This is a genomic window from Brevibacterium sp. R8603A2 (assembly GCF_023072605.1).
GTDB classification, from domain to species: Bacteria; Actinomycetota; Actinomycetes; order Actinomycetales; family Brevibacteriaceae; genus Brevibacterium; species Brevibacterium pityocampae.
Map to the genome: position 1 here is coordinate 59722 of NZ_JALLGN010000004.1, position 12638 is coordinate 72359.

General features: G+C 72.2%; 13 protein-coding genes. 4 read left to right on the top strand and 9 right to left on the bottom strand.

Going from position 1 to position 12638, the window contains the following annotated elements; all coding sequences use genetic code 11:
- Positions 1-1551: a depupylase/deamidase Dop gene (gene dop / locus MTQ12_RS05010; RefSeq protein ID WP_247424617.1), complete on the bottom strand. Its 1551-nt coding sequence runs from the start codon at positions 1549-1551 to the stop codon at positions 1-3.
- 104 nt (positions 1552-1655) lie between these two features.
- Here dop and MTQ12_RS05015 point away from each other — a divergent pair, with 104 nt between their 5' ends.
- The gene (locus tag MTQ12_RS05015; protein ID WP_137319695.1) at positions 1656-2033 is read left to right on the top strand and encodes a DUF3054 domain-containing protein; all 378 of its coding nucleotides are present in this window, start codon (positions 1656-1658) and stop codon (positions 2031-2033) included.
- Positions 2034-2063: 30 nt separating this feature from the next.
- Here MTQ12_RS05015 and arc read toward each other — a convergent pair whose 3' ends face one another.
- The 3 genes from arc to MTQ12_RS05030 form a co-directional block, all read right to left on the bottom strand.
- Positions 2064-3737 carry a proteasome ATPase gene (gene arc, locus MTQ12_RS05020; RefSeq protein WP_247424620.1) on the bottom strand — a complete coding sequence of 558 codons (1674 nt, stop codon included), beginning with the start codon at positions 3735-3737 and terminating at the stop codon, positions 2064-2066.
- The gene (locus tag MTQ12_RS05025) at positions 3734-4843 is read right to left on the bottom strand and encodes a tRNA (adenine-N1)-methyltransferase (RefSeq protein ID WP_137319697.1); all 1110 of its coding nucleotides are present in this window, start codon (positions 4841-4843) and stop codon (positions 3734-3736) included. The genes arc and MTQ12_RS05025 overlap by 4 nt, the downstream gene beginning before the upstream one ends.
- A gap of 68 nt (positions 4844-4911) precedes the next feature.
- Complete coding sequence (locus MTQ12_RS05030) at positions 4912-6099, bottom strand: site-2 protease family protein (protein ID WP_247424623.1); 1188 nt, start codon at positions 6097-6099, stop codon at positions 4912-4914.
- Positions 6100-6168: 69 nt separating this feature from the next.
- On the opposite strand from MTQ12_RS05030, the gene MTQ12_RS05035 reads away from it, so the two are divergent.
- Positions 6169-6990: a PD-(D/E)XK nuclease family protein gene (locus MTQ12_RS05035; RefSeq protein ID WP_247424625.1), complete on the top strand. Its 822-nt coding sequence runs from the start codon at positions 6169-6171 to the stop codon at positions 6988-6990.
- A 16-nt stretch (positions 6991-7006) separates the two neighbouring features.
- On the opposite strand, the gene MTQ12_RS05040 is transcribed toward MTQ12_RS05035, so the two are convergent.
- Positions 7007-7675 carry an HAD family phosphatase gene (locus tag MTQ12_RS05040; protein WP_247424628.1) on the bottom strand — a complete coding sequence of 223 codons (669 nt, stop codon included), beginning with the start codon at positions 7673-7675 and terminating at the stop codon, positions 7007-7009.
- A gap of 25 nt (positions 7676-7700) precedes the next feature.
- Between MTQ12_RS05040 and MTQ12_RS05045 the strand changes: the two genes are divergently transcribed.
- The gene (locus MTQ12_RS05045; protein WP_247424633.1) at positions 7701-8531 is read left to right on the top strand and encodes a PAC2 family protein; all 831 of its coding nucleotides are present in this window, start codon (positions 7701-7703) and stop codon (positions 8529-8531) included.
- A 31-nt stretch (positions 8532-8562) separates the two neighbouring features.
- On the opposite strand, the gene mshC is transcribed toward MTQ12_RS05045, so the two are convergent.
- From mshC to MTQ12_RS05060, 3 genes are all read right to left on the bottom strand, one after another.
- A complete protein-coding gene (mshC, locus tag MTQ12_RS05050; protein ID WP_247424636.1) occupies positions 8563-9795 on the bottom strand; it encodes a cysteine--1-D-myo-inosityl 2-amino-2-deoxy-alpha-D-glucopyranoside ligase in 1233 nt (410 codons plus the stop codon).
- 66 nt (positions 9796-9861) lie between these two features.
- The gene (locus MTQ12_RS05055) at positions 9862-10677 is read right to left on the bottom strand and encodes an SCO1664 family protein (protein ID WP_247424640.1); all 816 of its coding nucleotides are present in this window, start codon (positions 10675-10677) and stop codon (positions 9862-9864) included.
- The gene (locus tag MTQ12_RS05060; RefSeq protein ID WP_247424643.1) at positions 10677-11243 is read right to left on the bottom strand and encodes a DUF3090 domain-containing protein; all 567 of its coding nucleotides are present in this window, start codon (positions 11241-11243) and stop codon (positions 10677-10679) included. The genes MTQ12_RS05055 and MTQ12_RS05060 overlap by 1 nt, the downstream gene beginning before the upstream one ends.
- Before the next feature lie 111 nt (positions 11244-11354).
- Here MTQ12_RS05060 and MTQ12_RS05065 point away from each other — a divergent pair, with 111 nt between their 5' ends.
- Positions 11355-11678 (top strand): hypothetical protein, encoded by a 324-nt coding sequence (locus MTQ12_RS05065; protein WP_247424646.1) that lies wholly within the window; start codon positions 11355-11357, stop codon positions 11676-11678.
- Positions 11679-11717: 39 nt separating this feature from the next.
- Here the strand turns inward: MTQ12_RS05065 and MTQ12_RS05070 are convergent, their stop codons facing one another.
- Positions 11718-12620, bottom strand: coding sequence for an aldo/keto reductase (locus MTQ12_RS05070; protein WP_247424650.1), 903 nt, complete (start codon positions 12618-12620; stop codon positions 11718-11720).
- Positions 12621-12638 lie beyond the last annotated feature (18 nt).

Genomic DNA, 12638 nt, shown 5'->3' on the forward strand with positions numbered 1-12638 from the left:
TCATACCTCGCTGCTGTCTCGGTGGGCTGTTCCCCCGAGTCTAGTGACTCCGAGGGCGGCGAGCAGCGCCGCCGGCGACTCCGCCTCCTCGATCGCGGCCCCGACGAGCGCGCGCGTGCCCTTGAGCGGGTAGCGCAGCGGCAGGCGGACGAGCGCCTCGCCGCCGGTCGACAGGATGAGCGAGTCCCAGCTCGCGGACACGAGCTCGGCGGTGAAGCGTGCCACCACGCGGCCGCGGAGCCAGGCGCGGGTGTCCTCCGGCGGCGTGTCGACCGCGGCGGCGACCTCCTCGGCGGTGGTGAGGCGGGTGATCCGGCCGGCCGATTCGAGCCGGTGGAACAGGCCCTTCGACGGCCGGACGTCGTGGTACTGGACGTCGATGAGGGCGAGCTTCGGGTGGTCCCAGGGCAGGTTCTCCCGCGTCCGGTACTGCTCGAGCATCGCGAGCTTCGCGACCCAGTCGATGCTGTCGGAGAGTTCGAAGGGGTCGCGGGCGAGCGCGTCGAGGAACCGCTCCCACTCCGCGAGGACCTCGGCGGTGTCCGGATCCGGGTCCGGCCCGGCGGCGGTCCGCGCGGCATCGAGGTAGATCCGCTGGATCTCGAGCGCGGTGAGGGCTGAGCCGTCGGCCAGGGGCAGGCGGGTGGACAGGGTGAGGTCGTGGGACACCGTCCACAGCGAGTCGAGCGGGTCGGCGAGCTCGAGGTGCGGCACCGCGCCGGACTCGATGAGGCCGAGGACGAGCGAGGTGGTCCCGAAGCGCACGAGGGTCGCGGGCTCCGCGAGGGTGGCGTCGCCGAGGATGACGTGGAGGCGCCGGTAGAGGGTGGGGTCGGCATGGGGCTCGTCGCGGGTGTTGATGATGGGGCGGCGCAGCGTGGTCTCGAGTCCGACCTCGGCCTCGAAGAAGTCCGCCCGGGAGGAGATCTGGTAGCCGGGCGTGTCGCCGTGCACGCCGATCCCCACGCGGCCCGCGCCGCAGAGGATCTGGCGGGTGACGAAGAACGGGGTGATGCCGGTGACGATGTCGTCGAAGGGCACGGCGCGATCGACGAGGTAGTTCTCGTGGGCGCCGTAGGAGGAGCCCTTGGAGTCGGTGTTGTTCTTGTAGAGGTTGACCGGCTCGGGCCCGGCGGCCAGCGATTCGACGGCCGCGAGCGCGACGAGGTCCCCGGCGCGGTCCCAGCGCACGACGTCGCGCGGTGTCAGGGTCTCCGGGGAGGAGTACTCCGGGTGGGCGTGGTCGACGTAGAGGCGCGCCCCGTTGGGGAGGACGACATTGGCGAGGTACTGCGCCTCGGGCTCGGCCTGCGGCAGGTGGGTGAGCTGCGAGGAGTGGGCGTCGGCGACGTTCATGAGGAAGCCGCGGGCATCGGCGAGCGGCGATTCGGTCTCGAAGTCCCAGAAGCTCTGGCTCGACTTGAGCCCGCGCGGTCCCGCGTAGGCGTCGACGACGCGCGCGGAGTCCCGCATCGGGTTGGCGTGCGGGTTGCCGGGCTGGGAGATCCCGAACTCGGTCTCCGCCCCCATGATCCTCTCGACCCTGAGCATGTCGTCCTCTCCCCTCCTCGGATCCGGCGTGCGGGTGCGGCCGGTGCCTGTCCGCTCCCCACTCTAGGACGTGCGCGCACCCCCGCGCCCATTACACTGCTCGTGTGGCCGCGAAGAAGAAATCACACCTGCTCATCGCCCTCGTCGTCGACCTCGTGCTCGTGGTGCTGTTCACCATCGTCGGCTACTACACGCACGCGCAGAACCTCGACGTCGACGGGATCATCGGCACCGCCTGGCCGTTCGTGCTCGGGCTGCTCGCCGCCTGGCTGCTCAACGCCGTGTGGGCGGCGCCGCTGGCGCCGCTGCGCACCGGGGTGGGCGTGTGGGCGACGACGGTGCTCCTCGGACTCGTCGTGCGCGCGCTCACCGGTGAGGGCACGGCCGGGCCGTTCGTCGTCGTCGCCGCCTCGCTCAATCTCGTCACGCTCGTCGGCTGGCGGCTCATCGCCACCGCCGTCGCCGGACGCTCCGGGCGCTGAGGCCCGGGCTCCGGACGCGGAGGCCCGGCCTCACACGAGGCCGGAGTCGCCCTCGACGGTGACGACGTCCCCGCCGCCGGGCGGCGTCGTGCCCAGCGGCGCACCGGAGACCTCGTGCTGGACCATCCGCAGGTGGGTGATGCGCTCACCCTTCTTCCCGCTGATCCGCGCCCACTCGTCCGGGTTCGTCGTGTTCGGCAGGTCCTCGTGCTCGGAGAACTCCTCGCCGATCGCACGCTCGAAGTGCTCCCAGGTCAGGCCGCGCTCCCCGTCGGCGAGCAGGGACTTGATCGCATGCTTCTTGGCGCGGTCGACGACGTTGGAGATCATCGCCCCGGAGGCGAAGTCCGCGAAGTGGAGCAGCTCCTTCTGGCCCGTCGCGTAGGTGACCTCGACGAAGGCGTTGCGCGCGGTGCGGGCGTACATCCGCTCGACGCACGCGGTGATGAGCTGCTCGACCGCCTGGGCGCGCGAACCCCCGGCGGACTCGAGGACGCTGGCGTGGAGCGGCAGATCGGCGGTGAGGTACTTCGAGAAGATGTCGGCGGCGGCCTGCTCGTCGGGCCGCTCGATCCGGATCTTGACGTCGAGCCGGCCGGGCCGCAGGATCGCCGGATCGATGAGGTCCTCACGGTTCGAGGCACCGATGACGATGACGTTGTCGAGCCGCTCGACGCCGTCGATCTCGCTCAGCAGCTGGGGCACGATCGTCGTCTCCACGTCGGAGGACTTGCCGGTGCCGCGGGTGCGGAACAGCGACTCCATCTCGTCGAAGAACACGACGACGGGCGAACCGGCGGTCGCCTTCTCCCGGGCGCGGGAGAAGATCAGGCGGAGCTGGCGCTCGGTCTCGCCGACGTACTTGTCGAGCAGCTCCGGGCCCTTGATGTTGAGGAAGTAGGACCGGGTCCCCTCCCCCGCGCGGCGCTGGGCCAGCGAGTTCGCCACAGCCTTCGCGATGAGCGTCTTGCCGCAGCCGGGCGGGCCGTAGAGGAGGATGCCCTTGGGCGGCTTGAGCCCGTGCTCGGTGTAGAGGTCGGGGTGTTCGAAGGGCAGTTCGACGGCGTCCTGGATCATGTCGATCTGGTCCTCGAGGCCGCCGATGTCGTTGTAGGAGATGTCCGGCACGGTCTCGAGCAGGAGCGACGCCACCTCGGGCTTCTCGACCTTCTCGAGTGCGAAGTGGGTGCGGGTGTCGACGAGCACCGCGTCGCCCGGGCGCACGCCCTCGGAGTGCAGCGGTCCGGACAGGCGGTGGATCTGCTCCTCGTCGCCCGGCGCCCCGATGAGGATCCGTCCGTCGGGCAGCACCTCGCGCACCGGCACGACGGTGCCGGCGTCGGCGAAGCCCACCGCTTCGAGGGCGACGAGGCCCTCGGACAGCCGGACGTCGGCGCCGGGGACGAGGGTGGAGACGTCGAGGTCGGGGGTGATCGCGACGCGCATCCGACGGCCGGAGACGAGCACGTCGAGCGCGCGGGTGTCCGCGGGGCCGTCGACGACGGCGAGCACCGTGCCGAAGGAGTTCGGCGGCTCGGACAGGCGCTCGGCCTCGGTGCGGATCCGCACGAGCTCCTCCCGCGCCGTCTTGAGGGTGCGGGACAGGGCGTCGTTGCGCTTCGAGGCGTTGAACAGCTGCTGGCGCAGCTGGGCGGCGTCCTTGCGCACCGCGCTGAGCTCGGCGGTCCGGTGGTCCTCCGTCATGTGTCCTCCTCCGGTGTGCGGTCGATGCTGGGGGTGCCGGCGCCCGGGGCGGCCCCGGGTGGCCGGGTGCGCTCGGCGATGCGGCTGCGGGAGCCGGCCTCGCGCATGACGCGGCGCAGCTTCTTGCCGGTCGCCTCGCGGGTGCCGATCGCCTGGGCGGTGATCTCGCCGTCCTCCCAGGCCGCCCGGTCCTCCGCGCTCGGCTCGCTGCCCTGCGGGCGACGGCGGCGCTCGAGCGGACTCGTGCCGGCGGACAGGCGGCGGGCGAACAGGAGGAAACCGGTGTGGGCGATCATCCGGTGCTCGGGGCGCACCGCGAGGCCCTCGAGGTGCCAGTCGCGGAGCATCGATTCCATCGCGCGGGGCTCGGTCCAGTCCCCGGACTCGCGGAGCGCCTCCGCGGTGCGGGAGAGCTGCGGGACGGTGGCGACGTAGCAGGCGAGCACGCCCCCGGGGGCCAGCGCGGCGGTGACCGCGGGCAGGCACTCCCAGGGGGCGAGCATGTCGAGGACGACGCGGTCGACGGTGCCGGGTGCGAACTGCGCGGGCAGCTCCTCGGCGAGGTCGCCGATGGTGAGCCGCCACGCGGGGTGCGGGCCGTCGTAGAAGTCCTCGATGTTGCCCGCGGCGATCTGCGCGAACTCCTCACGGCGCTCGAAGGAGTGGACGCGCCCGGCGTCCCCGACGGCGCGCAGGAGGGAGAGGGTGAGAGCGCCGGAGCCGACCCCGGCCTCGACGACGGTGGCCCCGGGGAAGACGTCGCCGAGGGTGACGATGAGGGCGGCGTCCTTGGGATAGACGACGGCGGCACCGCGCGGCATCGACATCACGAAGTCCTCGAGCAGCGGGCGGAGCACCTGGTAGGGCACGCCGCCGGTGGTGTGGACGATCGTGCCCTCGGCGCCGCCGATGAGCTCGTCGTGGTCGATGGAGCCCTTGTGGGTGTGGAACTGCCGACCCGGCTCGAGCGCGATCGTGTGCAGGCGGCCCTTGGGGTCGGTGAGCTGCACCTTGTCGCCGATGCGCAGCGGGCCGCGGCGGGCGGCCGCGCCGGTCGACGCGGGGTCGGTGCGGACGGGGCCGCTGGGGTCATCGGTGGAAGTCATCGGCTCCACTCTAGTCGTCCGCCCGGCACGGGCGCGCGGGCGGGTCGAGGACCGGACACCCCGGCGGATCAGTCCGCGAGGAGCTCGTCGAAGAACTCCTGGAGATCGATCACCCCGGTGAGCGTGCTGCCGTCCATGACGAGGCAGAACTCGGCTTTGGGCCGGTGGGTGAGCGATTCGAGGAGGTGGGGCGCGGTGATGTCGCGGGGCACCCCGATCCACGCGCCGAAGGGCCTCACGAAGTCCCTGACCTGGGCGGGCGGACCGGGCGCGGCGATGACCTGCGAGGCCGCGTGCCGATCGAGCAGACCGAACGGCAGCCCGGTCTCGTCGAGGACCACGATGAGCGGGACCGGGCGCGCGGCACCGGGTCCCGAACCGGTGAGGGCACGGTCGGCGAAGGCCAGCGTCTGCTCGACGTCGGCGTCCCCGGTCGCCGCGATCGCCGGCTGGATCACACGGGAGAGGTCGTAGGTCTCCATCCGCCGGGCGCGCTTGGCGTGGGTGGCGGCGTCCCCGGCGGAGACCCAGAGCATGATCGCGATCGCACTCATCCACAGCACGGTGACGAGGTCGGGGCGGCGCCCGGCGAGCAGCGGGGTGAGCAGCGACCAGGCGACGAAAGCCACGGCGATGAGGCGGCCGACCCAGCTCGCGACGATGGTGCCGCGGTACTGGCTGCGGGTGGCGCGCCAGAGGAGCGCCTGGAGCGCCCAGCCGCCGTCGAGCGGGATGCCGGGCAGCAGGTTGATGACGCCGAGGGCGAGGTTGGCGAAGGTCAGCGCCATGAGGAGCAGCCAGGGCACCGACCAGACCTCGGTGAACTGCACCGCTCCCCAGCCGATCCCGGCGAGCACGAGGTTGACCACGGGGCCGACGATGGAGATGACGAAGCTCGTCGTCGCCGCGCGGACGGAGTCCTCCTCGATCCGCGGCTCGAAGCGGGTGAAGCCGCCCCACACGTTGAGCTCGATCGCCGCGACCCGCTGCCCGGATGCGCGACCGGCCACCGCGTGGGCGAGCTCGTGGAGGAACACCGAGCCGAACAGGAGCACGGCGTAGGCGAAGGCGACCAGCCACGTGCCCCAGCCGAGGTCGGGGCGGACGGAGGCGAGCCACGGCCGGAACAGCACGGTGATGACGACGGCGGCGAGGAACCACGACCAGGCGAGCAGCACCGGTGCGCCGAGGACGCGCCCGAGGTGCAGGCCGCGCGACGCTCCGGGCGCGCGACGCGCTGAGGTGGTGTCCGACATGGGGTCCATCCTAACGGGCGTGAGGCCGGTGCCGGGTGCCGTGTCCGCACCCCTCGGTAGAGTGCAGGCATGGTCGAACTCGCAACACTCTCCCCGTCCCGGGCGAACGATTTCGTGCAGTGCCCCCTCAAGTTCCGGTTCCGCACCGTCGACCGGCTGCCGGAGCCGCCTTCGCCGGCCGCGTTCAAGGGCACCCTCGTCCACGCGGTCCTCGAGCAGCTCTTCGATGCACCGGCCGCCGAGCGCACGCTCGACACCGCGGCCGGTCTGCTGCCCGGCCGGTACGCCACGCTCGCGGCGAAGGACCCGGAGGTCGCCGCGATGTACCCGGACGAGCAGGCCGTCGACGTCCTGTTCCGGGAGAGCACCGAGCTGCTGCGGGCGTACTTCGGGCTCGAACTGCCCGACCGGCTCGAACCGGCGGAGCGAGAGCGGTTCGTCTCCGTCACCCTCGACAGCGGACTCGTGCTGCGCGGCTTCATCGACCGGGTCGACGTCGCCCCGGGCGGGCAGGTGCGGCTCGTCGACTACAAGACCGGCAAGCAGCCCAAGCCGCAGTACGGGCGCGAGGCGGAGTTCCAGATGCGCTTCTACGCGCTCCTGCGGCATCGCATGGACGGGGTCCTCGTCCACACCCTGCAGCTCATGTACCTCGGCAGCCGCTCGATCAAGAGCTTCCATCCGACGCTCGCCGACGTCGAGCGCACCGAGGCGGAGGTGCTCGGCATCTGGGACGACATCACCGCCAGCGCCCGCTCGGGCCGGTGGCGGGCACGGAAGTCGCCGCTGTGCGGGTGGTGCCACTTCAAGCCGCTGTGCCCGGCCTGGGGCAACACCCCGCCGGAGCCCCCGCCGATCACCGCCATCGCAGGGACGGACCTGCTGAGCTGATCCGGGTCGCGGGGGCTCAGATGCGCCCGGAGCGCATCCTCCCGGCGATCTCCCGCAGCTCGACCGGGCCGATCCCGGAGAGCCCGGGCAGGAGCACCCGTCCCGGGGCCTCCGGGATGGGGACGAGGTGGGGAACGCCGAGCGCGAGCGTGCCGGCGGCCTCGGCGCTCGTCAGCCCGGGGATCGAGTCCTCGAGCGCGACACAGTCCTCCGGAGCCAGGCCGAGCGCCTCGGCGCCGAGCACGTAGGGGGCGGGATCGGGCTTGCCGGCGGGCACCTCGTCGCCGGTGACGAGTGCGCGGAAGCTGCCCGGCGGGCAGGCCGCGACGACGGCCTCGGCGAGCCGCCGGTACGACATCGTGACGAGCGCGCACGGGATGTCGGCGGCATGGAGCGCGTCGAGGAGCTCGCGGGCCCCGGGGCGGAACGGCACGTGCTCGGCCACCTGCTCGATCACCGCGTCGAGGAGGATCTCGACGATCTCCTCCGGCGGCAGCGGCAGGCCGTGGTCGACGAGGATCCGGGCCGAGGTCAGCAGGTCGTTGCCGACCATGAGGAGGCCCTTCTCCTCGTCCCAGGCGAGGCCGTGGGCGTGCATGAGGTCGGTCTCCGCTCGCATCCAGTACGGTTCGGTGTCGACGAGGGTCCCGTCCATGTCCCAGAGGACCGCAGCGAAGGTGTCCATATGCGCACCAGCGTAATCTGGATCCATGAGTTTTCTGCCATCCGGCCCGGGCCGGCTCGTCGTCATCGCCTTCGAGGGCTGGAACGACGCCGGGGAGGCCGCCGTCGACACCGCGCGCCACCTCGTCGCGGTCTGGGGACTCCAGGGGCGCACCCTGTTCTCCGGCGACGACTACTTCGACATGACGTTCATCCGCCCCGTGCTCACCCGCGATGCCGACGGCCCGCACATCGAGTGGCCCGGCTGCACCACCCACACCGGCACGGTGCCGGGCACCGGTCTGGAGATCGAGGTGATCATCGGCACCGAGCCGTCCTATCGCTGGCAGGAGTACACCGGCCGGGTCCGGGAACGGCTGACCGAGGGCGACCGGGTGGTGCTCCTCGGTTCGCTCCTCGCCGACGTCACGCACACGCGGCCGCTGCCGGTGTCGACGACCGCGGAGGATCCCGAGCTGGCCGCCGAGCCGGAGATCGAGCGCAGCGAGTACACCGGGCCCGTCGGGATCCTCGGAGTGCTCGCGACGACGCTCGCGGAAGCGGGCCTGCCGACCGTCTCGCAGTGGGTCGCGGTGCCGGCGTACGCCGCCTCGAGCCCGTCGCCCAAGGCGGTCCTCGCGATGCTCGGCGCGTTCGAGGACCTCACCGGGCTCGTCGTCGACCAGCACGAGCTCGTCGACGAGGCCCGGGCGTGGGAGACCGGCACGGACGCGCTCGTCGACAGCGACGAGGACCTCGCCGAGCACGTCGCCCGGATCGAGGGGATGACGGACGCCACCGAGCTCCCCCAGGCCTCGGGCGAGGCGATCGCGCGGGAGTTCGAGCGCTACCTCGACCGGCGTCGGCGCGAGGACTGAGCAGAACCCGCGCCGGCGGGCCGGGCAGGGCTCAGAGGGCGACGCCGAGCAGGGCGTCGATCGCGTCGCGGATGCGCGCGGTGTCCTCGTCGGCCGGTCCGCTGCCCGCGGCGGCGGCCCAGTCGTCGACGACGGACAGCGCGGCCGGGCAGTCGAGGTCGTCGGTGAGCTCCTGGCGGAGGTTGGCGATGACCTCGGCCGCGGGGATCCCAGAGGCGCGGCCGGCGGCCTCCCGCCATGCCTCGAGGCGACGGGCGGCCCCGGCGAGGTGCGCGTCCTCGTACATCCAATCGCTGCGGTAGTGGTGGGCGAGGAGCACGAGCCGGATCGCCATCGGGTCCACGCCCTCGGCCCGCAGCGCGGACACGAACACGAGGTTGCCCTTCGACTTGCTCATCTTCTCGCCGTCGAGCCCCACCATGCCGGTGTGCATGTACGTGCGCGCGAGCTCCGTGCCGGTGAGCGCCGAGGCGTGGGCGGCACCCATCTCGTGGTGCGGGAAGATCAGGTCGCTGCCGCCGCCCTGCACGCTGAGCGGCAGGCCGGCGTACTCCTCGGCGATGACGGCGCATTCGATGTGCCAGCCGGGTCGACCCGGTCCCAGGTCGCCGCCGTCCCAGCTCGGCTCGCCGTCGCGCCGGGCGCGCCACAGGAGTGCATCGAGCGGATCCTCCTTGCCCGGCGTGTCCGGGTCGCCGCCGCGCTCGGCGAAGAGTTCGAGCATGGTGGGGCGGTCGTAGCCGGAGATCGTGCCGAAGGGCGGCTGGACCGCGGTCGCGACCCGGTAGTAGACGTCGCCGCTGTCGAGCTGGTAGGCCGCCCCGGAGTCGAGCAGCCGCTGCACGGCCGCGACGATCCGGTCGACGGATTCGACGGCTCCGATGTAGGAGTCCGGCGGGATCACCCGCAGCGCCTCCATGTCGGCGAAGTAGAGCTCGGTCTGCTCGCGGGCGAGCTCCTGCCAGTCCACCCCGGTCGCTGTGGCGCGCTCGAGGAGCGGATCGTCGACGTCGGTGGTGTTCTGCACGTAGTTCACGGCGATCCCGGCGTCGCGCCACACTCGCACGAGCACGTCGAAGGCGACGTAGGTCGCGGCGTGTCCGAGGTGCGTCGCATCGTACGGGGTGATCCCGCAGACGTAGAGGCGGGCCTCGGCCTCCTTCCGGGGCGAGGACACGGGGCCGCGGGCCGAGGTGCAGAAGACCACGGGGGCGTCGCCGACGGTGCCGATCTCAGGGATTGCGGGTGCTGACCAGGTTTTCACCACTCAACCATAGACAGCCCGGTCGAGACCGGGCAAAGCCGGGTGCGCGCAGAGCGCCGCGCGGACTCAGAGCGGCGGCCACGGGATCGGGGTGCGGGTGTGCGGCACCCCCGGCATCCGGCCGTGCACGAGCAGGCCCGCGATCCGCTCGAACAGCGCATCGATCTCCGCCGCGGCGATGACCGGGGCGAGAGCGGCGGCGAGCTCGTCCTGCGCTGCGAGCAGGGCGCCGAGCGCATCCCGCTCCCCCGCGGTCAGCGGCTCCTCGGCGAAGCCCCAGAGGATCGTGCGGAGCTTGGGCCGGACGTGGAAGGACAGCCCGTTGTCGATCCCGAACAGCTCCGGCTCCACACCGGGAGCGGGCCGGTAGTGGCCGTGGAGTGCGTGGGAGGCCTTGCGGTCGGCGTTGTTCGTGATGACGTCGAAGAGCGCGAGCCCGCGCAGGGCCGGGGTCAGCCCGTGGGCGACGACGACCTCCTCGTCGCCGGCGGTGACGGCGCGGAGGACCGGGGCCCAGCCGGCGGGCACGGCGTCCGGGGCGAACACCGTGACGAGGTCCTCGGGATCGCCGGCGGACTCGACGTAGGCTTGGAGCGAGCCGGGGCCGGACGGGAGGTCCTCCCGAAGCACGGTCGGCGGGACCTCGACGAACGGGCAGTGCGCGGCGAGGACGGAGCAGGCGACCTCGCGCCCGGCGAGCGAGCCGAGCGGGAAGTCGTGGAGCGGCCGCTCCCCCGCTGTCGGCTTGTACACCGCACGCAGCACCGCGTCGCCGTCCGCGACGGTGACGAGGCGGGTGTCGTTCGAGGCACCGGGGATGCGGCCGAGCTGCTCGACCGCGCCGGAGAGCAGGAGGTCGCGCGCCGCCTGCGCCGAGGACATCAGCGAGCGACCCCGTTGGCCCGCGGGCAGATGTGGCCCTCGGGGTCGAGGGGCAGAGAGCAGAAGGGGCAGTCCTGCCGACCGGCGTTGACGACCTGGTCGGCGCGGCGGGAGAACTCGCGGGCGCGGGCCGCGCTGAGCACCACGCGCAGCCGGTCGCGGTCCTCGGACTCGTCGTCGGGATCGGCGCTCGTCCCGGATTCGGCGTCGGTGCGGGTGAACTCGAAGCACTCGACGACCATGTGCTCGGCGACGGTGTCCCAGCCCAGGCTCATCGTGCCGACCCGGAACTCCGATTCGACCGGCACGCTGAGACCGGCGTTGTCGATGAGCTCCTCGCGCGGTGCGAGCGGGATCGACTGGGGATCCGAGGACTTCGAGCGGACGAGGTCGAGGAGTTCGTTCATCCGCTCCCCGAGCATCTCCACCTGCTCCTTCTCGAGCGTCACGGTGGTCACCCGCTGATCGGTCCGGGCCTGGAGGAAGAAGGTCCGCTCGCCGGGCAGCCCGACGGTCCCGACGACGAACCTGTCCGGGGCGGGATGATCGAATACCTGCGCAGCCATGCCCCCAGCCTATGACACGGCCTCCCGCACCGCTTCACATGGGATGACGCCCGGACGGACCGGGACCCGGAAGGGTTACGCCGGTGCGCCGGGTGGGGGTACATTTGGGGCATGAGCCTTGAACCGCACGTGGCACTCGAAGACTTCCTCTCCGCTGTTCGCGAGCACTACGCGGCAGCCGCGCACCGCACCTCCGACACCGACCCGCGGGTGGAGGCGAGCTACATGGCGCTCGCCGACGCGTTCGAGCTCTACGAGGACGCGCTCTACACCGCGTTCGACGAGGTCACCCCGTTCGAGCTCTTCGACGACGTCGAGGACGCCAAGGACGATGACGACGAGGACGACGATCTCGAGGACGATGACGACGACTTCGACGATGACGATGACGACGATGATGACTTCGACGACGAGGACGACGACTCCGCGCGCTGAGCGCACGGCGTCACTCCACGTCGAGCCGCACCGCCGGGCTCAGGGGTCCGAGATCTGATCGAGCGCGTCGCGGATCTCCGGCTCGAGCACGAGCTCGCTGTCGAGGATCTCGCGCAGCTGCGCGACCGAGCGCGGACCGACGAGCGAGCACGCCACCGGCAGCGCCCGGTTCCAGGCGAGCGCCACATCGAGCGGCGACACCCCGAGCCCGGCGGCGGCCTTCGTCACCCCGGCCATGACCTGCTCCGACTCCGCGGTGAGCTTCTCCGTCACCCACTCGCGTCCGGCACCGGCGGCGCGCGAGTCGCGCGGCACCCCGGTGGCGTATCGGCCGGGCAGGATCCCGCGGCCGAGCGCGGAACCGGCGATGACGCCGATCCCCAGGTACTCCGCTGCCGGCAGCACTTCGCTCTCGGCACGGCGGTCGAGGAGCGAGAGCTCGGACAGGGCCGCGACGAGGGGGATCCCGGCGGCGCGCAGCACCGCGAGCTGCCAACCGGTGTGGTGGGCCGCCGCGACGTGGACCACCGCCCCGCTGCGCAGCACGGTGTCGAGCGCCGAGGCGGTCTCCGCGAGCGGCACCTGGGCGTCGAAGCCCTCGAGGACGAGCACATCGAGGCGATCGCGGCCGGTCCGCCGGAGGAGCGATTCGACCTGGGTGAGGATCGTGCGGCGGCCGAGCGACAGGCGCGCGCCGCGGGTGTCGACGTCGACCCCGACACGAGCGATGAGAGCGATCTCGGAGGGAAGACTCAGGCTCCCCACGACCTCGGCGGCCGGGGAGGCGAAGGACGGCAGCTCGAGCACCGTCCCGCCCGCCTCCGCGTAGGCGTCGACGAGCTCCTGGGCGGTCTCCGCGCTCACGCGGTGCCCCCATTCGAAAGTCCCCAGACCGAGCTCGGAGACCTCGAGACCTGACGTTCCCACACGGTTGATGCGCATATTCATTGAGGTTACCCG

Bases quoted from the DNA above. Each gene is read 5' to 3' on its own strand.
- dop (WP_247424617.1), bottom strand. From the start codon at position 1,551: ATGCTCAGGGTCGAGAGGATCATGGGGGCGGAGACCGAGTTCGGGATC.
- arc (WP_247424620.1), bottom strand. From the start codon at position 3,737: ATGACGGAGGACCACCGGACCGCCGAGCTCAGCGCGGTGCGCAAGGAC.
- MTQ12_RS05025 (WP_137319697.1), bottom strand. From the start codon at position 4,843: ATGACTTCCACCGATGACCCCAGCGGCCCCGTCCGCACCGACCCCGCG.
- MTQ12_RS05030 (WP_247424623.1), bottom strand. From the start codon at position 6,099: ATGTCGGACACCACCTCAGCGCGTCGCGCGCCCGGAGCGTCGCGCGGC.
- MTQ12_RS05035 (WP_247424625.1), top strand. From the start codon at position 6,169: ATGGTCGAACTCGCAACACTCTCCCCGTCCCGGGCGAACGATTTCGTG.
- MTQ12_RS05040 (WP_247424628.1), bottom strand. From the start codon at position 7,675: ATGGACACCTTCGCTGCGGTCCTCTGGGACATGGACGGGACCCTCGTC.
- MTQ12_RS05045 (WP_247424633.1), top strand. From the start codon at position 7,701: ATGAGTTTTCTGCCATCCGGCCCGGGCCGGCTCGTCGTCATCGCCTTC.
- MTQ12_RS05055 (WP_247424640.1), bottom strand. From the start codon at position 10,677: ATGTCCTCGGCGCAGGCGGCGCGCGACCTCCTGCTCTCCGGCGCGGTC.
- MTQ12_RS05060 (WP_247424643.1), bottom strand. From the start codon at position 11,243: ATGGCTGCGCAGGTATTCGATCATCCCGCCCCGGACAGGTTCGTCGTC.
- MTQ12_RS05065 (WP_247424646.1), top strand. From the start codon at position 11,355: ATGAGCCTTGAACCGCACGTGGCACTCGAAGACTTCCTCTCCGCTGTT.
- MTQ12_RS05070 (WP_247424650.1), bottom strand. From the start codon at position 12,620: ATGCGCATCAACCGTGTGGGAACGTCAGGTCTCGAGGTCTCCGAGCTC.